This is a genomic window from Sporomusa aerivorans, assembly GCF_041428895.1.
Lineage (GTDB): Bacteria > Bacillota > Negativicutes > Sporomusales > Sporomusaceae > Sporomusa > Sporomusa aerivorans.
The window spans coordinates 4,718,345-4,738,616 of the sequence record NZ_CP156926.1 but is presented as its reverse complement, the minus strand read 5'-3'; the positions used below and the strand labels follow the sequence as shown (position 1 = coordinate 4,738,616).

The 20,272-nt window shown below is 42.3% G+C and carries 21 protein-coding genes; 19 read left to right on the top strand and 2 right to left on the bottom strand.

Features of this window, described 5'->3' with window-relative positions; all coding sequences use genetic code 11:
- Position 1: 1 nt before the first annotated feature.
- From pseG to SATMO3_RS22815, 9 genes are all read left to right on the top strand, one after another.
- Complete coding sequence (gene pseG, locus SATMO3_RS22855; protein WP_371372069.1) at positions 2-1,069, top strand: UDP-2,4-diacetamido-2,4,6-trideoxy-beta-L-altropyranose hydrolase; 1,068 nt, start codon at positions 2-4, stop codon at positions 1,067-1,069.
- Positions 1,070-1,088: 19 nt separating this feature from the next.
- The gene (pseH, locus tag SATMO3_RS22850; protein WP_371372068.1) at positions 1,089-1,634 is read left to right on the top strand and encodes a UDP-4-amino-4,6-dideoxy-N-acetyl-beta-L-altrosamine N-acetyltransferase; all 546 of its coding nucleotides are present in this window, start codon (positions 1,089-1,091) and stop codon (positions 1,632-1,634) included.
- A gap of 38 nt (positions 1,635-1,672) precedes the next feature.
- Positions 1,673-2,671, top strand: a complete 999-nt coding sequence (gene pseI / locus SATMO3_RS22845) for a pseudaminic acid synthase (RefSeq protein WP_371381773.1) — start codon at positions 1,673-1,675, stop codon at positions 2,669-2,671.
- 63 nt (positions 2,672-2,734) lie between these two features.
- Positions 2,735-2,950: an acyl carrier protein gene (locus tag SATMO3_RS22840; protein WP_371372067.1), complete on the top strand. Its 216-nt coding sequence runs from the start codon at positions 2,735-2,737 to the stop codon at positions 2,948-2,950.
- Positions 2,951-2,955: 5 nt separating this feature from the next.
- The gene (locus SATMO3_RS22835; RefSeq protein WP_371372066.1) at positions 2,956-4,596 is read left to right on the top strand and encodes an HAD-IIIC family phosphatase; all 1,641 of its coding nucleotides are present in this window, start codon (positions 2,956-2,958) and stop codon (positions 4,594-4,596) included.
- Positions 4,597-4,608: 12 nt separating this feature from the next.
- Positions 4,609-4,998 carry a VOC family protein gene (locus SATMO3_RS22830; protein WP_371372065.1) on the top strand — a complete coding sequence of 130 codons (390 nt, stop codon included), beginning with the start codon at positions 4,609-4,611 and terminating at the stop codon, positions 4,996-4,998.
- 1 nt (position 4,999) lies between these two features.
- Complete coding sequence (locus tag SATMO3_RS22825) at positions 5,000-5,800, top strand: AAC(3) family N-acetyltransferase (RefSeq protein ID WP_371372064.1); 801 nt, start codon at positions 5,000-5,002, stop codon at positions 5,798-5,800.
- 22 nt (positions 5,801-5,822) lie between these two features.
- A complete protein-coding gene (locus tag SATMO3_RS22820; RefSeq protein WP_371372063.1) occupies positions 5,823-7,115 on the top strand; it encodes a DUF4910 domain-containing protein in 1,293 nt (430 codons plus the stop codon).
- Between the two features lie 16 nt (positions 7,116-7,131).
- Positions 7,132-8,259, top strand: a complete 1,128-nt coding sequence (locus tag SATMO3_RS22815; protein ID WP_371372062.1) for a class I SAM-dependent methyltransferase — start codon at positions 7,132-7,134, stop codon at positions 8,257-8,259.
- Positions 8,260-8,555: 296 nt separating this feature from the next.
- Here SATMO3_RS22815 and SATMO3_RS22810 read toward each other — a convergent pair whose 3' ends face one another.
- The gene (locus tag SATMO3_RS22810) at positions 8,556-9,608 is read right to left on the bottom strand and encodes a glycosyltransferase (protein WP_371372061.1); all 1,053 of its coding nucleotides are present in this window, start codon (positions 9,606-9,608) and stop codon (positions 8,556-8,558) included.
- Positions 9,609-10,174: 566 nt separating this feature from the next.
- Between SATMO3_RS22810 and SATMO3_RS22805 the strand changes: the two genes are divergently transcribed.
- The 6 genes from SATMO3_RS22805 to hpf all read left to right on the top strand — a co-directional run bounded on the left by SATMO3_RS22805 (position 10,175) and on the right by hpf (position 14,412).
- Positions 10,175-10,471, top strand: a complete 297-nt coding sequence (locus SATMO3_RS22805; RefSeq protein WP_371372060.1) for a zinc-ribbon domain containing protein — start codon at positions 10,175-10,177, stop codon at positions 10,469-10,471.
- 284 nt (positions 10,472-10,755) lie between these two features.
- Complete coding sequence (locus SATMO3_RS22800; RefSeq protein ID WP_371372059.1) at positions 10,756-11,544, top strand: basic amino acid ABC transporter substrate-binding protein; 789 nt, start codon at positions 10,756-10,758, stop codon at positions 11,542-11,544.
- 267 nt (positions 11,545-11,811) lie between these two features.
- Positions 11,812-12,477, top strand: a complete 666-nt coding sequence (locus SATMO3_RS22795; protein ID WP_371372058.1) for an amino acid ABC transporter permease — start codon at positions 11,812-11,814, stop codon at positions 12,475-12,477.
- On the top strand, positions 12,464-13,183 hold the full coding sequence (locus SATMO3_RS22790) for an amino acid ABC transporter ATP-binding protein (protein ID WP_371372057.1): 720 nt from the start codon (positions 12,464-12,466) through the stop codon (positions 13,181-13,183). The genes SATMO3_RS22795 and SATMO3_RS22790 overlap by 14 nt, the downstream gene beginning before the upstream one ends.
- A gap of 195 nt (positions 13,184-13,378) precedes the next feature.
- On the top strand, positions 13,379-13,579 hold the full coding sequence (locus SATMO3_RS22785; protein WP_075757363.1) for a cold shock domain-containing protein: 201 nt from the start codon (positions 13,379-13,381) through the stop codon (positions 13,577-13,579).
- A gap of 287 nt (positions 13,580-13,866) precedes the next feature.
- The gene (hpf, locus tag SATMO3_RS22780) at positions 13,867-14,412 is read left to right on the top strand and encodes a ribosome hibernation-promoting factor, HPF/YfiA family (protein ID WP_371372056.1); all 546 of its coding nucleotides are present in this window, start codon (positions 13,867-13,869) and stop codon (positions 14,410-14,412) included.
- A 79-nt stretch (positions 14,413-14,491) separates the two neighbouring features.
- Here the strand turns inward: hpf and SATMO3_RS22775 are convergent, their stop codons facing one another.
- Positions 14,492-14,716 carry a hypothetical protein gene (locus tag SATMO3_RS22775; RefSeq protein ID WP_371372055.1) on the bottom strand — a complete coding sequence of 75 codons (225 nt, stop codon included), beginning with the start codon at positions 14,714-14,716 and terminating at the stop codon, positions 14,492-14,494.
- Positions 14,717-14,997: 281 nt separating this feature from the next.
- Between SATMO3_RS22775 and SATMO3_RS22770 the strand changes: the two genes are divergently transcribed.
- The 4 genes from SATMO3_RS22770 to secA all read left to right on the top strand — a co-directional run bounded on the left by SATMO3_RS22770 (position 14,998) and on the right by secA (position 20,261).
- Positions 14,998-16,257 (top strand): [FeFe] hydrogenase, group A, encoded by a 1,260-nt coding sequence (locus SATMO3_RS22770; RefSeq protein WP_371372054.1) that lies wholly within the window; start codon positions 14,998-15,000, stop codon positions 16,255-16,257.
- A 12-nt stretch (positions 16,258-16,269) separates the two neighbouring features.
- Positions 16,270-16,581: an iron hydrogenase small subunit gene (locus tag SATMO3_RS22765; RefSeq protein ID WP_371372053.1), complete on the top strand. Its 312-nt coding sequence runs from the start codon at positions 16,270-16,272 to the stop codon at positions 16,579-16,581.
- Between the two features lie 13 nt (positions 16,582-16,594).
- Positions 16,595-17,293 carry a cytochrome b/b6 domain-containing protein gene (locus SATMO3_RS22760; protein WP_371372052.1) on the top strand — a complete coding sequence of 233 codons (699 nt, stop codon included), beginning with the start codon at positions 16,595-16,597 and terminating at the stop codon, positions 17,291-17,293.
- Positions 17,294-17,738: 445 nt separating this feature from the next.
- The gene (gene secA / locus SATMO3_RS22755) at positions 17,739-20,261 is read left to right on the top strand and encodes a preprotein translocase subunit SecA (RefSeq protein ID WP_371372051.1); all 2,523 of its coding nucleotides are present in this window, start codon (positions 17,739-17,741) and stop codon (positions 20,259-20,261) included.
- Positions 20,262-20,272: the final 11 nt, after the last annotated feature.

Below are 20,272 nucleotides of genomic sequence, written 5' to 3'. Positions count from 1 at the left end.
TATGATTGTTTTTCGTGTGGATTCATCCGCACAAATCGGCAGTGGACACTTGATGCGCTGCTTAACTTTGGCGGGACAATTGAAAAAAGAAAAGCAGGCCGAGATTGGATTTGTTTCCCGTGATTTAGAGGGAAATTTGAATCATTTAATTGAAAAAAATGGCTATCGTTTATTTCTACTGCCAAAAACTGCGTCTACTGAAGAACTGGCCGGGTATGAGAACTGGCTGACAGTCAAGCAGTCCGTTGATGCCGGTCAAACCAAGAAGCTTTTGCAAGGATTAACGGTAGATTGTTTGATTATTGACAGCTATGCTTTAGATGAAATGTGGGAAAATATAGTTCGTCCCTGTGTGAACAAAATTATGGTAATTGATGATTTGGCGAATCGAAAGCATAATTGCGACATATTATTGGATCAGAATTATTGCTGTGATATGGATAATCGCTATACAGGCCTTGTGCCAACCCATTGCCAGCTTCTGCTAGGACCGCACTATGCATTATTGCGTGAGGAATTTTATGAAGCACGAAAAACAATGCGTAACCGGGACGGGAATATTAAAAACATTCTCGTCTTTTTCGGCGGGAGTGATTTGACGAATGAGACAATGAAGGCACTGAAAGCGTTGGAATCTTTACAGCGAAATGATATTCAGGTAAATATAGTTGTTGGTGCGAGTAACAAAAATCAGAAAAGTATTGAAGCGTATTGCCTGCAGCATGATAACATGCAGTATTTTTGTCAGGTCAACAATATGGCAGAACTCATGAATGAAGCAGATTTAGCCATCGGTGCCGGCGGCGCGACAACTTGGGAGCGGTGCTTCTTGGGGTTGCCGTCAATTGTGATCGCTATTGCTGAAAACCAGGTACAGATTAGTGATGATTGCAATAAATTGGGAATTATTAAGTATATAGGTAAAACAGAAAATATTGATATGGAGCGTTTAATAGAGAGTTGTAAAGAATTGTTGGGTAATAAAAGTGCAATAAAAAGAATGCAAAAACAAATGCAGCTATTATTTTGTAATTTATGCTTGAAAAATGTAATCAATAGGATTAAGTAAGAAACGAGGAGGACTTGCGATGAGTGTTAAACTAAAGAGAATGCACGAAGGGGCTCTGCAGAAAGTACTTGAATGGCGGATGATGCCTTCAGTAACCCAATATATGTATACCGATCCTAAACTAACCTTGGAGGATCAGCAAAAATGGTTTGAGAAGATTCAAAGCGATCCATCTGTAAGGTATTGGTTAATTGAGGTAGATGGGACAGAAATCGGGGTTATTAATCTGGTAGATATTGATTATGTTAATCTGCGTTGCTGTTGGGCATATTATATCGCTGATATTTCTTTCCGTGGGAGAGGACTTGGCAAGATTTTAGAGTGTAACATGTATGACTATGTATTTGAAACATTAGGTCAAAATAAGCTTTGGTGTGAGGTGTTTACTTTTAACGAAGGGGTCATTCATATCCATCAGAGATTTGGATCGGAGATTGAGGGCACTCTTAAACAGCACATATGTAAAAATGGCAAGTTTTATGACATTGTTCGCATGGGTATTTTGCGTGATAAATGGCAAAATACTAAAGGAAAATTTTCTTATGAGAAAATTGAAATTGAGTAGATGGAGAAATGTACGTGTTTAATATACATCATCGACCAATGATAATTGCAGAAATGTCAGGCAATCATAATCAATCTTTGGTCAGAGCCTTAGAAATTGTTGAATTAGCAGCAAAGGCCGGGGTAGATGCGATAAAGTTGCAAACCTATACAGCGGATACGATGACTTTGAATATCGCTGAAAGAGAATTTTTTATTGCAGATAAAAACAGCTTATGGGAAGGGAATTCGTTATATAATCTGTATCAAAAAGCATATACGCCGTGGGAATGGCACGCGCCTATCTTCAAACGCTGCAAAGAATTAGGTATTATGGGATTCAGTACACCGTTTGACGCAACTGCTGTTGATTTTCTGGAAGGGTTAGCTGTTCCGTGCTATAAAATTGCTTCTTTTGAAAATATAGATTTGCCATTAATAAAAAAGGTTGCGCAGACAGGTAAGCCGATGATTGTCTCTACAGGTATGACTACCGTTGCAGAATTAGACGATCTTGTTAGAACAGCACGAGAGAATGGCTGCAAGGAGTTAGCGCTATTAAAATGTACAAGTAGTTACCCGTCTACACCGGAGGGAACCAATCTCTTGACAATTCCGCATATGAAGCAGTTATTCAATTGTGAAGTTGGATTATCTGACCATACGTTAGGGATAGGAGTGGCCGTCGCCAGTGTGGCGCTTGGGGCCAGCGTAATCGAAAAGCATTTTACCACCTCGCGGGCCGAGGGCGGTGTGGATTCCGCTTTTTCGATGGAGCCGGCGGAAATGGCGCAGCTTGTACAGGAGACGAGAAATGCCTGGCAGGCACTGGGGCAGATTAGCTATGAGGTTGGTGAACAGGAAAAAAAATCGCTGCAATTCAGGCGGAGTCTGTATATTGTGGAAGATATGAAAGCCGGTGATGTAATCACCGCAAAAAATATGCGGGCAATCCGGCCAGGCTTGGGCCTGAGCCCGAAGTATTATGATATCGTGCTGGGGAAAACCGTGAAGGCTGATGTTAAGCGAGGTACGGCCCTTAGCTGGAAGCTGATATAGGGGTGGGCTGGAAAGTCCGGCTTGCGAGAGTTTTGAATGAAACTTATTTTGGAGGAATTATCGTTGGAACAGTTTATAGAATTATTTAGTTTAGTCATGAATGTTCCTAAAGAAGGCTTGACATTAGAGACTAGCAAAGACGAAATTGGGAACTGGGACTCTTTTTCCCATTTAAGGCTGGTTTCTGAGTTGGAAGAGAAATTTGAGATTATAATACCATATGGGGACATTCCTAATCTTAAGAGAATTGGTGATTTTCTAAAGTATTTAAAGGAGTGAAACGTTTGAAGATCGCTATTTTATCTAATGTGAATGTGGACATGTTAATTAGTAAGGTGTCTAAATCGGCCAATGTCTACGTTTCGGAGGGGTATGGAGCGTGGTTACAGGAGTTATTAGAACAAGACTCTAATCTTTATAATTTTTCTCCAGCGTATACATTTGTATTGCTGGATGCCCAAGAATTATTTGGGAATAGTAAGACGATCGAAGAAAGTACGCTTGAAATATTGAGATTTAAAGAAATTTTTCAACAAATAATAGAGCGTCATCCAAATATTAATTTTTATATCAGCGATCTTGATTATCTGGAATACCGTATTAGGCTATATACAATAATTTCGGACGAAAAGCAGATTGAAATATTATGGATAAAGATGCTTTTTGAATTGCAAAAAACATATCCCAATATGTTTGTATTTAGACTAAAGGAATTGATTAGCGAGTTCGGCAGAACAAAGTTTTATTCCCCTAAATTATGGTATCTTGGCGGTTTCAAGTATTCGGGAGCGGGAGAAACTTTAATTGCAAAGAAGATGGAACATATTTTTGCTGCCACAAGTATTCGCAAAAAGTGCCTATTGCTGGACTTAGATAATACTTTATGGGGGGGGGTAGTTGGCGAATTAGGGGCCAGTAAAATTGCAATTGCCCCTGTCAAGGAGGGGGCACAATTTAGAGATTTTCAGCTGAGAATGAAAGAGATTAAAGATACGGGAATTTTGTTAGGAATTGTATCAAAAAATAATTGGGATGATGCTCGGGAAGTATTTGAATCAAATGAATACATGGTTTTAAGACAAGAAGATTTTGCAATCATTAAGGTTAACTGGAAGGACAAAGTAGACAATATTAGGGAAATTTCTCAAGAACTTAATATTGGTCTTGATTCATTGGTATTTATTGATGATAATCCTGTTGAGAGAGAGGCAATAAAAGAACTGTTACCAGAGGTGGCGGTACCGGATTTTCCACAAGATACTACAGAGCTCGGCCGATTTGCTCAAAATATTTGGCAGGATTATTTTTTTACCGTGAGTATTGTACAGGAAGATTTAAATAAAACGAATATGTATCGACAAAACAGTGAGCGAGTTCAAGCATTAAAAAAAGCAGTAAATATGGAAGAATATCTAAAATCATTAAATACGATAATAAAGGTATGGCTAGCCAAACCAAATGATGCGGAAAGAATTGCGCAGTTGACTCAAAAAACTAATCAATTCAATCTGACAACAAAACGATATACCGAGGACGAGGTAATTGAATTGATAAATTCCAAGTCTCATTATGTTTTTGTAGCTTCAGTTGAAGACAAATATGGTGATAATGGTAAAGTAGTAGTTATGATTATAAAAAAGGGTGAAACTTCTGCAGAATTAGATGCATTTTTGATGAGTTGCCGGGTTATGGGGAGAAAAATTGAAGATCAATTGCTTGAATATATTGAACAGAAAATGTATCAAGAAGGTTTCACGACAATCATAAGTCATTACTATTTAACCGCAAAGAATAAACCAGTTGAAGATTTGTTTGATAGGCTTGGTTATGAAATAAAATATGAAAATAACGGAAACAAAGAATATATATTTCAACTACCTGGTTGTTTGGAAAGAAGTCGATATGCAAGATTGGAAGAGGCTTAAGGATGTGGTTTAATGCGCATGCATCATATTGGCTATGCGGTTACGGACATAGCCAAATCAATAGTCGAATTTAATAAATTAGGTTTTGATGTAGAATCTGAAGTTTTTCAAGATATTGACCGGAAAGTTGCTTTGTGTTTCATGAGAAATGGTACGAATCGCATAGAATTAGTTTCTCCAATAAGTAATGATTCGCCAGTAAAGAATGTACTTAATAAAGTGGGAAATACGCCTTATCACATTTGCTACATTTCAGAAGACATAGCTAAGGATCTAAAAGAACTAGCGACAAATAAGTTTATAGTTATTGCCGATATAGCGCCGGCAATTGCATTCAAAGGTAAAAGTGTTGCTTTTTTATTTAAAAAAGACGTTGGACTTATAGAACTCGTGGAGGAATAGCATGGTTAATCTACCAATGTATAAATCATCTTCTGGTGTTATTAATACATCTGATATAAATAAGGCTCTGACTAGCGCCGGGATTAATGCTGGGGATGTTATTTTTGTTCATTCTGACATAAGTGTTTTTGGCAAAATTGCAAATTATGATAGGGACAGCTTTCTTAATTCACATGTTGAATGTTTGTCACAAGCTGTCGGTAAGACAGGCACTGTAATTATGCCGACTTTTAGTTACAGCTTTTGTAAAGGCGAGATTTATGATCCTCTGAATACTCCATCCGACGTTGGGATTCTGACCGAGTTCTTCCGTAATCAGCCAGGAGTACTGCGGACTAAGCATCCTATTTTTTCTGTAGCGGTCAGCGGTGCTAGTAAAGACGCATTCTTGGATATAGGAAGAGATTCTTTTGATAATGATTCTATATTCGGTAAAATAAGGAAAGCTAATGGTAAGATAGTTTTTTTTGGTGCAAGCTTTCATTCATGCACATATTTACATCACATTGAGCAGTTACATGGAGTCCCTTATCGATTTATCAAAAATTTTACGGGAAAAACTAGAAACGGACAACAAACAACGAAGGATTACGCTACTTTTTTTGTTAGATATTTGGACCGTGTAGTAGAACTTGATGTTAACCGTTTGCAGAATTATTTGATTGAAAACAATATAATGCGTTCAGTTTCCCTAGGCGAAGGTAAGATTCTAACAGTTGGTGCGAGAGAGTTATTCGAGATTGGCATTAGACTTCTTGATACTGATCCTTATTTCTTTTTAAGTTCAAAATCAAGTAGATAAATTAAGGAAGGAATTTTTGTGTATGCAGCAACATGGCGATGATTATATGGGTTATAAGATGTATCAATTAATAAAAGCGCTATACCCTATTTGTAGAAGCATTACCGGTAATGGAGTTAGGGAATCTTTAAAAATTATTCAACAAATTATCCCTATAAATATTTTTGAAGTTCCAAGTGGAACCAAAGTATTTGATTGGACGGTTCCTAAGGAATGGAATATTAGAGATGCATTCATAATGAATGAGGCAGGAATCAAAGTAATTGATTTTCAGAAAAGTAATTTGCATGTTGTTGGCTATTCTACTCCCGTAGATAAATATGTCAGTTTAGAAGAATTGCAAGCACATTTATATTCAATTGAAGATATGCCGGATGCTATACCTTATGTTACATCCTATTATAGCGAACGCTGGGGTTTTTGCTTAACACAAAACAAACGAAACCAATTACAAGATGGCAAGTATCAAGTAGTTATTGATAGTAATTTAATGGATGGTTCACTCACGTACGGAGAAATTATAATTGCCGGTAGTTTAGAGAAGGAGATTTTTTTATCTACTTATATTTGTCATCCGTCAATGGCTAACAATGAATTATCCGGGCCTGCGGTTACTACTTTATTGGTAGATTGGTTATTGAAAGAGAAACGTAAATATACATACAGGATAGTTTTTATTCCCGAAACTATCGGGTCATTAACATACCTTAGCAAGAATTTAGAGACTATGAAACGAAATATAATTGCTGGCTTTAACGTAACTTGTGTAGGTGATAACCGAGCGTATTCTTTTATGCCATCCAGGTATGGTAATACTTTGGCGGATAAAGTTGCTTTAAATATTATGAAGCATAGATGCCCAAGCTTTAACAAGTACTCATTTTTGCAACGAGGCAGTGATGAGCGGCAATATTGTAGCCCAGGTGCAGATTTACCGGTGGTAAGTATAATGCGTAGCAAGTATGGAGAATATCCGGAATACCATACTTCACTTGATAATATGGAGTTTATTACGCCCGAAGCACTATACGATAGCTATGCATTATTAAGAAGCTGTATTGAGGCTATAGAAAACAATGCTAAATACAAAGTGGCATGCATTGGTGAACCTCAGCTTGGTAAAAGGGGCTTATATCCGAATTTAAGCACAAAAGAATCAGGCTACATGGTCCGAGACATGATGAACTTTTTAACATATGCTGATGGTACAAATGATTTAATTGATATAAGCAATATTATTGGAATTCCTATAGAGGCATTGCTTCCGATTATTGAAAAACTTGCTGCCAATAACTTAATCGAATGTGTCGATTAACTGGAGGAAGAGACAAATGAAATGTCCTTATTGTAAAAACGAGAACACTGTGGTGTATTATAGTGCTAATATGCCCAATATATTGTCCGCGTGTAATGCTGAAATTCTTAACAACGTAAAAGTATTACCGCTTGAAGCCAGGCTGTGTCCTAATTGCTTGCTAGGTTTTAATTCTAAGAAGATTTCCGATGAGGATTTAAAATTTATTTACGATAATTATCTATATATTTCGCCTTTACAGGGGATTGGTACGAGCAAATATGAGGGAATGGTAAACACATTATTAAAATATTTTAATCAAACTGATCGATTAGTAGAAGTCGGCTGTTCGGAAGGCTATTTACTGCGGGAATTGAAAAACAGAGGTTATGAGCATTTAGTGGGAATTGAACCTGGACCTCAAGCTGCAGTAGCAGATAATTTAGGAATAAAAATTATGCATTGCTACTTTAACGAAAATACTTTGGCGGATGAGCTTATTGATGGATTTTATTTAATGCATGTGTTTGAGCATCTACCTGACCCTTTCAGTTTGTTGAGTGCAATGAAAAAGAGCCTTTGCGACTCAGGTAAAATAGTTATCGAAGTGCCTAACTTTGAAGGATATCATCATCAACATCTTTTTTTCTATAATATATATTTTTTTGGAACATTGTGCAAAAACTTGAAGCTTAAAATTGTTGATTTTAGTATTGAGAAGGATGCCTTAAGAGTTGTTTTGGTTCATGATACAAATACCATTTTCTCCCCGGTAGAGCTACCACTATCAGATATTGGCTCTCTCTTGTCAGATATTACTGCAAAATATACACGGTTTCAAGCGAATGTAGACCGGATTAATGAGCTATTACAAGACGAAAGCTTAGATAAGTTATACGTATGGGGTGCTGGAAGTGCAGGTGTCATTACTCTTAATCAGGCTTTAGATCGACAACTTGCAAAAGCTAAAATTGTTGTTGTTGATGGTGATTCGCAAAAATGGGGGAATTATATTCCCGGCTTGAACATAAAGGTTCAATCTTTGGAGATATTAAAGGGACAAAGACTAAAACAACTTATAGTGTGTTCATCTTTTTATAATGAAATTGCCAAGACAATGGAAAATAACAATATTTATGCTGAAAATATTGAAGTATTGATATAATCGTAATTAATCTGAAAGCACGGTATGAGCTTAGTTGTCAGGGCGGGAGTGTCAGGAAAAATGCGCAAGCTGTTTGTTCCTCAGTACGTCAGGCAATCCGCATGCATTGGTTCGGCTTGTGAAGAAACCTGCTGTATCGGTTGCACGTGGCAATAGACAAAGAAACCTTTAAACGTTATCGTGCATGTGAGGACAAAGAACTGCGGCGACAGTTGGAAACAGAGCCGACCAATGAAAACCAAAAGGAAAAAAAGGCGGCATTACCTTTGGTGGTAATGCCGTTTTTGCATTAGTTTTTATTTTATTGCCGCCAATCGCTTTTTAGCCGGGGCATAGTTGCCACAGTGTTTATAATACGTTCTGGCTTCTTTGTGATAGCCCAGCAGTTCATAAATTACTGCAATATTGTAATTTGCCAAATAAGAATTGACTCCTCTTATCTTGCCCTCCCCAGAACCAATACATTTTAGAAAACTCTCTACCGCCTGGCTAAATAAAGCATTATTCATAAAAATAAGTCCCATGAGGAAATTGAAATCAGGTGAGTGCTGGTAGTACACGGTAAACTTTTCAATTTCAAGGGCCTCGCTATACTTTTCACTGTTGATTAAAGTATAGCCAAAGCTCTCGACAAGATCCTGGACGTATTCGTAAGCATGATCCAGCGGCAGGGACAAGGCCGACGAAAAACTGGTATATGCCAGTCGGAAGTCTTTAGCCAAATAATAGGACTTTCCTAACTGATAGTGAAGGTACGGATCATCTGGACAGGCGGCAATCGCTTGGGTCAATAGAGTGATATTCCGTTCCAGTTTGGCAGTTTTATTTATAACTTCTTTGGCATAGCCAACATGGTCGACCGTAATGTCCAGAGGAATGGTTTTATATAGACTACCTTTATTTTTAGTAGCGATTTGCTCGTGAATAATGCCTTCGTAGTGAAGCAATTGTCTGTTAAATACCCGGCTTATTCGTTCTGTGTGACGGGCAGGGCCCCACTTATTTTCTATATAGTTTATCCGCTTTATTCTGCCTACTGCCATTTCCGTTGATTGGGTCAGTGGCGCAAGACTATTCCGGTCAAACTTTGTTACGATTTCATCGGCATCTAGCACAAGAATCCAATCATTATTGGCGTGCAAAAGCGAAAAGTTTCTTGCTCTGGCAAAATCATTGCACCAGGGGAAATCATATATCTTGTCAGTAAACTGCCGGGCTATGACTTTTGTTTTGTCAGTGGAACCAGTATCGACAAGGATAATTTCATCAACATGAGCACGTATGGCTTTTAAGCATTTCGCTAATAGATACTCTTCATCTTTTACTATCATGCATAAACTGATCTTCATTGTGTTCCTCCCTGATTAAACTCCCCCTTCTTAATTTCGCTGATAATCTGCAAAAACCTTTACTGAACTAATTTTCAGGGATTCCCGGCGTTTTGCATAATGACAAATTCTGTATTGGCTAAACGGCAAGTTGAGGACGGCGAAATTGCTTCTGTCTTGTTACCCGGCTTGACGATATCGTGTAGTGTATCATTTAAATACAAATAAGAGATATTAGTAAATGTCACCAATCTTTCAAAAGCGTCTGAAAATATCTGCTTGCTTTTTTCCTTATGGAATTTTATAATTTATGATAAGAACCAGTTTGCTTAGGTCTGTGGTTGAAAGTCGATGCCAGTCGCAGGCGAAACGACCCACGTAAGGAGCCCAAAGTGGCTCTGAGCATGGTGCGGCTTAGAGGTAAGTCCTGCCGGTCCGTTAAACTGTTACATATATTTTGATCGAGAGAAGCAGTAGTGAGGGGATTGAATTCCTAGTAGCGAACCTTCCAGCAGGCGAGTGTGGGGTCAAAGACCAGGTCGGCTAAGCAGTGGTTTTTAATTTCATAAGGTGAGGGGATTTCGTTAATGGCTTTTCAGGACAAAACTCTTAAGTGCAAGGACTGTGGAAAAGACTTTGTTTTCACAGCAGGAGAGCAGGAGTTTTACGCAGAAAAAGGGTTTGAAAATGAACCTGCTCGTTGTCGTGAGTGCCGCGGCACCAGAAGACGTGGTCGTGATGGTGAAGCGCAGCAAACTGCCCAACGGGAAATGCATGAAGCCGTATGTGCCGAGTGCGGCGTAACTACGCAAGTTCCATTTAAACCTCGCAATGATCGTCCTATTTATTGCCGTGACTGCTTTATCGCCAAAAAAGAGCAATAATACTTTTTAGAATAGATTGCGGATACAATGCCCGGGAGGCTTTCCCGGGCTTTTGCTTATTCCACCCCAAAAATCAACTTTCTGCCGGCTGAGGGAAAAAATACCTGTTTGGCAAACAAAACTATTCATTTTCATGATTTTGTATCCTGTGAATAGACCTGATGCGCTCCGTGTGTACAAAACGCAACTTGTTCATGTATACACACCTGAACTACTTGTCTAATTATACACATCCCCGTATAATTATTTCATAGGTTTTATCATTTTTAGAGGGGGGTACATACGTGTCCAAGAAACTTATTGCTTTTTCGATTCTCGCTATTTTTGTAATGGTAGTTGGACTTGCCGGCTGTGGTCAGCAACCGGCCAAACCAGCCGAGCAGCCTAAGCCGAAAGCGCTCAAGGTTGGTTCTGATACCGCATTTGCTCCGTTTGAGTTCCAGGATGAGAAAACCAAAGAATATGTTGGTTTTGACATGGACTTAATTAAGGCGATCGGTAAACAAATGGGTGTAGAAGTTGAGGTACAGGGCATGGGCTTTGATGGCCTGATTCCGGCGCTGGAAGGCGGCCAAATCGATGCTACCATTTCTGCCATGACGATTACTCCGGAACGCGCCCAAAAAGTAAACTTCTCCAAACCGTACTACAAGTCCGGCCTTTCCATGGTAGTAAAAGCAGACAATAACACGTTAAAGAGCTTTAAGGACCTGGAAGGCAAGCGCATTGCCGTACAGATCGGTACTACCGGCGCTGATGAAGCCAAAAAAATTAAAGATGCTAAAATTCGTGAATTTAACACTGCGCCGGAAGCTTTCATCGAGCTTAAAGCCGGCGGGGTAGACGCTGTTGTTAATGACCTGCCTGTTAATGAGTATTACATTGCCCAGGCTGGCGGCAAAGATGCTAAAATCGTAGGCGAACCGCTTACTTCCGAAGAATATGGTATCGCCACCGCCAAGAAAAACACTGAATTGGCCGACAAAATCAACAAAGCTCTGGATGAACTGAAGAAAAATGGCGAATACGAAAAAATTTACGTGAAGTGGTTTGGCAAAAAGCCGCCACAATAAGGTCAGTAACCGCAACGGCGCGATGACTTCGCGCCGTTTCTTTATGTCCGAAAAAATTATTGACACCCCAGGCTTGTCCGCATATAATTGACATGGGATTTTATCCGACGACTAATCCGCTCTAAGACTCCTACTTCTACAAGTGGAAGTTAAGAGCGGCTAAGTCCCTGGATAAGGGTGACTAACCTTCAGATGGGGTTAAACCCCACCTGAAGCTAAGTCTACTTTATACAGCCTTGATTATTATCTTTATTAAGGGTGAGGAATTTGAATTTTGATTTTGATTTAATCGTTCGATCGTTTCCACTGCTCCTCATGGGTGCCGGTGTTACGGTGCAGATTTCAGCGCTTAGTGTCGGTTTTGGTCTTTTAATAGGTATGTTTGTTGGTATTGCGCGGCTGTCGGTTCTCTGGCCGGTTAAGACCCTGGCCGCCATTTATGTGGACTTTATTCGTGGCACACCCCTGTTAGTACAGATCTTTCTCATTTATTTTGCGTTGCCCATCCTGGTTGGACAGCGAATTGATCCTTTTATTGCAGCTATAACCGCCTGTAGTGTGAACAGCGGGGCCTATGTCGCCGAAATCTTCCGTGCAGGTATTCAATCCATCGATAAAGGACAGATGGAAGCCGGTCGGTCGCTGGGGATGACCTGGGCTCAGACCATGCGGTATATTATTTTGCCCCAGGCTTTTAAACGGATTATTCCACCACTGGGCAATGAGTTTATTGCCATGCTTAAGGATTCCTCGCTGGTGTCGGTAATCGGCTTTGAAGAGCTCACACGGCGTGGACAGCTTATCATAGCCCGGACCTACGGCTCGTTTGAAATTTGGCTGACTGTCGCCTTTATTTACCTGGTTATGACCTTTACCATATCCCGCCTTGTGGATTATCTTGAGCGGAGGTACAAAATCGATGATAAGCATTAAAAATCTTCATAAAAAGTTTGGCAAGTTGCACGTTTTGAAAGATGTCAGCGCCCATATCAGTGAACAGGAGGTAGTTGTCATCATCGGGCCAAGCGGTTCCGGCAAAAGTACGCTGCTCAGATGCATAAATTACCTGGAACAGCCAACCGAAGGGGAAATTATTGTCGACGGTATCCCGCTTACCAGTGAAGCCAATATAAATAAAGTACGGGAAGAAGTGGGAATGGTCTTTCAACGGTTTAATCTGTTCCCCCATATGACCGTATTGCAGAACATTGCTTTGGCGCCGGTAAAGGTCCGTAAAATGTCACAGGCTGATTCCGAAAAGATTGCCAAAGACCTGCTTGAGAAAGTTGGCCTTGCCGATAAAGCCAATGCCTATCCGGAGCAGTTGTCCGGTGGCCAGCAGCAGCGGGTGGCCATTGCCCGGGCTTTGGCCATGAAGCCCAAAGTTATGCTGTTTGATGAACCTACTTCAGCGCTTGACCCGGAGATGATAAAAGAAGTGTTGGATGTTATGAAGACACTGGCTAACGAAGGCATGACCATGGCTGTGGTTACCCATGAAATGGGCTTTGCCCGGGAAGTGGGCGACCGGATGATCTTTATGGATGAAGGCCGGATTGTTGAAGAAGGTACGCCGGATGAAGTGTTCCTGAACGCCAAGGAAGAACGGACGAAAGCCTTTTTGTCGAAAATTTTGTAAGAATTTGAAGAATGTAAGCTTGCCACACTGCGCTCGCCAGGATGACAGTAAAAGTATCCTGAGGGAGCCAGTGTGGCGATTTTATCTAAGGCTACGACGAACCGGGCTTTCATTGACACTACTCCCAATATATGTTATACTTCCTCTTGTGGCTGTAAGAAACAGTCTGTAGTTCAATCTTAGGAGGAGTTTCACATGATTGGTAAAGTTAAGTGGTTCAGCGCGGAAAAAGGTTACGGATTCATTGAGAGAGAAGATGGCGGCGACGTTTTCGTACACTTCTCGGCTATTCAAGATCAAGGCTTCAAAACCCTGAATGAAGGCCAACAAGTTGAATTTGAAATCGTTGAAGGCGCTCGCGGACCGCAAGCCAGCAACGTTTATAAATGCAACTAAATATATAGCTATTTACCCGGCGATGGAAAATCGCCGGGTTTTCAATTTGAGAAAACTGCTTATAAACGCCCATCTCCGTCGTTATCGCTGCGGGGGCTAGCTTACGCACTTCCAGTGCGCCGCACTGCGCCTCCTCGCTGCTGCCTAGGATATGGACATTTCTAAGCAGTTTTTGGTTTGTAGGAAAAAAATACGGAAAAAAGCAAAGATAATGAATTTTAGGACAGGAATTTTTAGATGAATAGGGAATATTAAATATATAGGATTCAGGAAAGGGGATGGGTAGTATGGCAATTACAGTACGTGGAAAAAACATCGAGATTACACCTGCACTAAAAGACTATGTCTCCAAGCGTGTTGGCAAAGTTACCAAGTATTTTGACAGCGCCACCATGGGAGAGATTACTGCGATCCTCACTGTCAGCAAAGGTAGACACATTGTAGAGGTTACTGTACCGATTAATGGTATTCTTTTACGGGGCGAAGAAGCTACCACCGATATGTATGCTTCGATTGACCTGGTTATTGAAAAACTGGAAAAGCAAATTGAAAAATATAAGACAAAACTATCCCGTAAACTTAAATCCGGCGCTTTCAAAACAGAGTTAGTGCCTGCAGCTATGCTCGCCAGTGAAGCTACAGACGAAGAAGAGTTCAGTATTGTAAAAACCAAGCGATTTGCAGTAAAACCCATGGCCGTCGATGAAGCTGTTATGCAAATGAATCTTATCAACCATGACTTTTATGTGTTCACTAACGCCGAAACCGAAGAGGTCAATGTAGTTTATCGGCGTAAAGACGGCCAATATGGCTTAATTGAACCAGAGTACTAAATGTCATAAAAGAAAACATAAAAATAACGAGCCGGGGACTAGCCCCGGCTCGTTTATGTATTGTTCTGAATTTATGATGTCAGCGTGGCGCCCGTAGTTCGGCCCGGCGTTTCATAATGATTTCGGCCAGCGAAGCCGATTCCAGCTCCTGGGTTTTCTGCGCAAACTCTTGTCTTGTAAATAATCCTTTCTCAATTAACAACTCGAGTAATGCGGTAACAGCCAGTGTGTTTTTATAATCAACATCTTTAAGATTAGCAAGCTGACTTACCATATCCAAGAGATTCATAACATCGCGGCTCACAAAAATACCTCCTAAGGTTCCTCTGACGTTTTATATATAGTATGTGCGTGAAATGTGAATCTTAAACCTTTTTAGAATATTTTGTTTTTAACGTGAAATAAATAACTTATTTAGGGTGTTTTAATACTTATTGACAAGTACTACAATATAACTTACAGTTAAATCAATAGTATTTATTTATATTTCTTGCATTAAGTCACGCACTGAACGTTCCAAAATTCACAATCTTATTTTTATTCAGTTTTCCTATTTATATTTTTCAAGGGTGAGGAGGTTTTGTCTTGAAAGGTTTTCAATCCCAGGAGTTAACCCGTATTATTGAAATCGACCGCAAGACATGCAAAGGCTGTGACTCGTGTAAGTCCTTTTGCCCAACAGACGCCATTGAGGGCAAATACGGGGCCATCCACAAGATCAACAGTGAGCAATGTATTTCCTGTGGTCAGTGTCTTATCAACTGTCCTTTCGGTGCGCCTCAGGACACTGTGGATGTAGTGGACAAGGTGATCGACAAGCTCAAAAACAAGCAACTGACTGTTGTCGGCACCATTGCTCCTGCTGTCCGGGTTGCTATCGGCGAGGAATTCGGTATGGAGCCAGGCAGCCTGGTTACCGAAAAACTGTATGGCGCCATGAAGCAGGCCGGTTTCAAAGTCCTAGATACTAACTTCACTGCTGACCAGACGATCATGGAAGAAGGCATGGAACTGATCGCCAAAATCCGCCATTTTGCTTTAGGTGAACCGACGGAGCACCATTTAGGACCATTGCCGCAGTTTACTTCCTGCTGTCCGGCCTGGGTGCGGTATGTGGAACTGTATTATCCCGAGCTTCTGCCCAATATGTCTTCGGCTAAATCGCCAATGATGATGGCCGGCGCCCTGGCTAAAACCTATGGCGCCAAAGAAGTCTGGAAAGTCAACCCCGAAGACATTTTTATGGTTGGCGTTATGCCCTGTACGGCGAAAAAGTTTGAGGCCTCACGCCCGGAATTCCATAGTGCCGCCCATTACTGGCAGACCCAGGGCAAAGCCGGCGGCTATCCTGACATTGATGTCGTTTTGACCACCAGGGATTTAGCCCGGTTATTCAAAAAACTGAATATTGACGTTAAGACGGTTGCTGAATTTGCCGACAAAGATAATCCGTTGGCGCAGTACAGCGGCGCCGGCACCATCTTCGGCAACACCGGCGGCGTTATGGAAGCTGCCTTAAGAACGGCTTATTTTGTTATTACCGGCAAAGAGCTTGATGTGCTGGAATTTAAACCTGTCCGTGGCCTGAAAGGCGTCAAAGAAGCCAGCGTTAACCTGAAAGATGCTAAAACCGGCAAGGAAATAACCCTGAAAGTGGCTGTAGCCCACGGCATTCGGGAAAATGTCAGACCGCTTCTGGAAGAAGCCAAAGCCGGCAAATCGCCATATCATTTTATTGAGATCATGAACTGTCCGGGCGGCTGTGTCAACGGCGGTGGCCAGCCGATTAATCCGATGGGCACCTCATGGCTGGACAAAGCCAAGGCTGTAATGCCTTGGTCATAAGGAGGGAACACGATGGCGCGTTATGATTATATAGAAAAGGCAGTCAAAGTATCACGGCGCGAATTCATAGGCATAGTGGGTGTGGCAGGTGCTATTTTGTGGACCGGCGCGTATGTGGCTACTGATTTGGTGCAGGACCGTAACAAGTACATCAAGCTACGGGCCCAGGGCATATACAAAGATGACGAAAAGGCAAAAGTCCGTCAGAGTCATAACAATCAGGCAGTTACCGACGTATACAAAAAATTTGCCCAAAACCCACTCAGCCATTTGTCTGAGGAATTGTTTCACACTAAATATGTAGACAGAACTAAGTTGGTATAGGAGGGATTAACTGATGAGTCATCATGACGAACATGGACCGCGGGTACTCAAACACCCTCTTATCTCGCGGCTGTTTCACTGGGGTTTGATTCTGGGATTCTTGCCGGCAGCCATTACCGGTTTTGCCATTTGGCTTAAACCCTTCAGTGACAATGTACAAAACCTGGTTATGCAGATACATATAATTGGTGCCAGCATTCTTACTATATCCTGTATCCTTTATACGATTTTTGCTTTAGACAGAATTGTTGCCTTTACCCGGCGTATTTTCCAATGGGATGACCGGGATCTGGCCTGGATGCTGATTTGTGGCGGCTATCCGCAAAAAATGCTGCTAGGTAAGACCATTCCCGTGCCGCCGATGGGGAAAATGAACTCCGGACAGAAGCAAATGGGTATTTTCATGTTGTTCGGCGGAATTATTCTTATTGTTACCGGTTGGGCACTTTACGCTTTTCTGCCAGTAGCACCCAAAGCAGCCATGTACTGGTTTGATATGCTGCACCTGGTGATTGGCATATTCCTTGGCTTGTGCGTATTCGCCCATATATTCCTGGGAATCTACAACTGGGGTGAGTTCCTCTGCATGTTTGGTGACGGCACGCAAACAGTAGAAGAAGCCAAACACCATAATCCGGTATGGGTGGAAAATGAAATTGAGCCGGTTAAAGACGGCCAGACTTCAGTTCCCGGACAACACCAGGCCGGTTAATCTCCGCCAGCCAGCGTCATTACGAACGCAACGCAGTGGAGTGTGGCAATTTCTGAGATCAGACAAAGTACCGGAGATTGCTTTGTCGTAGCTTAGCGCAATGACATAAGGCTTGCGTTTTGGCTTTGCTGGTGCGCTGGGCGCACGAATTTCCAAACTAAAAAAAGAAGGCCCGGTTTTAGGAGAGAGATTGCACGCTTACGGGCGCAATGACGGCAAGAATAATGCCATTGCGACCGTATTAAAGCAGTCTCTCTTTTGTTTATGCCAATCGATCCATTTTTTGACTTTGCGCAGGGAATCTGTTAAAATCATATATTAGGCACATACTAACCATATGACCGCCTGCAAACAACTTTTATGTTTGCGGTATATATCGTTTTCGCCATTAATGAGTAGTGTAAGACTACTGGATATTTCATTGTTTTACCAGGGAGTTGATGATTTGTTTAAATTTATTAAGAATTTGTTTGGTGATGATAACGAAAAAGAAATCAAACGCATGCTAAAGTTGGTGGAAACCATCAATGCGTTTGAACCCGAGCTTCAGAATATGAGTGATTCCACCTTGACGGCCAAGACGGCTGAGTTTAAACGGCGTCTTGACAAGGGTCAGACCATCGACGAGATTCTGCCGGAAGCGTTTGCGGTAGTACGGGAGGCGTCACGCCGGGTGCTGGCCATGCGTCATTTTGACGTGCAGATGCTGGGCGGTATTACCCTGCATGAAGGCAAAATTGCCGAGATGCGGACAGGCGAAGGTAAAACATTGGTAGCCACCTTGCCGGTATATCTGAATGCCCTGACCGGCAGAGGCGTGCACGTTGTTACTGTCAATGATTACTTAGCCCGCCGCGACAGCGAGTGGATGGGAAAACTGTACCGCTATCTCGGTTTGTCAGTTGGCTTAATTATTCACGGTCTGGATTTTGATGACCGTAAGCTGGCCTATAGCGCCGATGTTACGTATGGTACAAATAATGAATTCGGTTTTGATTATCTTCGCGACAACATGGTTATTTATCCTGAGCAAATGGTGCAGCGGCCGTTAAACTTTTCCATAGTCGACGAGGTCGACAGTATTTTAGTTGACGAAGCCCGGACACCGCTCATCATATCAGGTCCCGGGGAAAAGTCCACCGATCTTTACTATGTACTGGCTAAGGTTGTGCCTAAACTAAAAGAAGGCGAAGACTATACCATCGATGAAAAAGCCAATACAGTAGCGCCGACCGAGGCCGGTGTCGCCAAGGCTGAAAAACTGCTGAACGTGCAAAACCTGTATGAGAGTGAAAACATCGAGATGTCGCACCACTTTAATCAGGCCTTGCGCGCGCATTCCATTATGAAACGGGATAAAGATTATGTTGTTAAAGACGGCGAAGTTGTTATTGTTGACGAATTTACCGGCCGGCTTATGTTTGGCCGCCGTTATTCCGACGGACTGCATCAGGCCATTGAGGCCAAAGAGGGCGTCAAGATCGAGCGGGAAAGTCAGACTCTGGCGACCATCACCTTCCAGAATTACTTCCGGATGTACAAGAAATTAGCCGGTATGACCGGTACTGCTAAGACGGAAGAGCCTGAGTTCCGTAAAATCTATAATCTTGATGTTATTGTTATTCCGCCTAACCGGGGTATGCAGCGCGAGGATTTGCCTGATGTGATTTATAAAACCAAGCGCGCCAAATATAAGGCGGTTGTAGCCGAAATTGCCGAGCGTCACAGCAAAGGCCAGCCGATGCTTGTCGGCACGACCTCCATCGCCCAGTCAGAGGAATTATCGGCTATGCTCAAGAAACAAGGCGTGCCGCATAATGTGCTGAATGCCAAATATCATGAAATGGAAGCTCAGATCGTGGCGCAAGCCGGTCAAATGGGTGCGGTTACCATTGCCACCAATATGGCCGGCCGCGGTACCGACATTGTGCTTGGCAGCGGCGTGGCCGATCTTGGCGGCTTACATATTATCGGTACCGAACGGCATGAGAGCCGGCGGATTGACAACCAGCTCCGTGGCCGGGCCGGCCGTCAGGGCGACCCGGGTTCCTCCCGTTTTTACCTGTCGCTGGAAGATGATCTCATGCGTCTTTTTGGCTCCGACAACATTGCCGGCATCATGGATAAGCTGGGAATGGAAGAAGACGAGCCGATCGAGCATGCGCTCATTACCCGTTCTATCGAACAGGCCCAGAAAAAAGTGGAAGCCCGCAACTTTGACATTCGTAAATACGTTCTTGAATATGATAATGTTATGAACCAGCAGCGGGAAGTCATCTACAGTCAGCGCCGTAAGATCCTGACTGGCGATAATCTCAAGGAAAATATCTATAACATGATTGAAAAACTTATTGATCATGGTATGGATCTGTATGCGAATGAAAAGATTTACCCGGAAGAGTGGGACTATGCCGCTCTCATTGAGTATTGCGAAGGCTTTTTTGCGCCGGCAGGCGAGCTTAAAGCAGACGTTCTCGACAAGCTGAGCCGGGAAGAACTTAAGGACGAACTTGTCCGGGTGGCAGATGTGGCCTACAGTGGCCGGGAAGCGTTGTTCGGGCCGGAAAACATGCGCGAGCTGGAAAAGGTCGTCATGCTCAAAACCGTGGATGCCAAATGGATGGATCACCTGGACGCCATGGAAATGCTGCGGCAGGGTATCGGTCTCAGGGCGTATGGCCAGAAAGATCCGCTGATTGAATACAAAATTGAAGGCTATGATATGTTCCAGCAGATGATCGAGCATATTCAGGACGATATTGTTCGCTACATTTTCCGCGTCAATATCATTTCCCAGGCCCAGCCGGAGGATCACCTGCGCGGCGCTCATACCACCCGGGGCGGCGAAGAGGGGGAAGAGCAGTCCCAGCCGGTAGAGCCAATTACAAATAGAGATACAACCGGTCGTAATGAGTTGTGCCCTTGCGGCAGCGGCAAGAAATATAAACGCTGCTGCGGATTAAAATAGTGATGACTGAG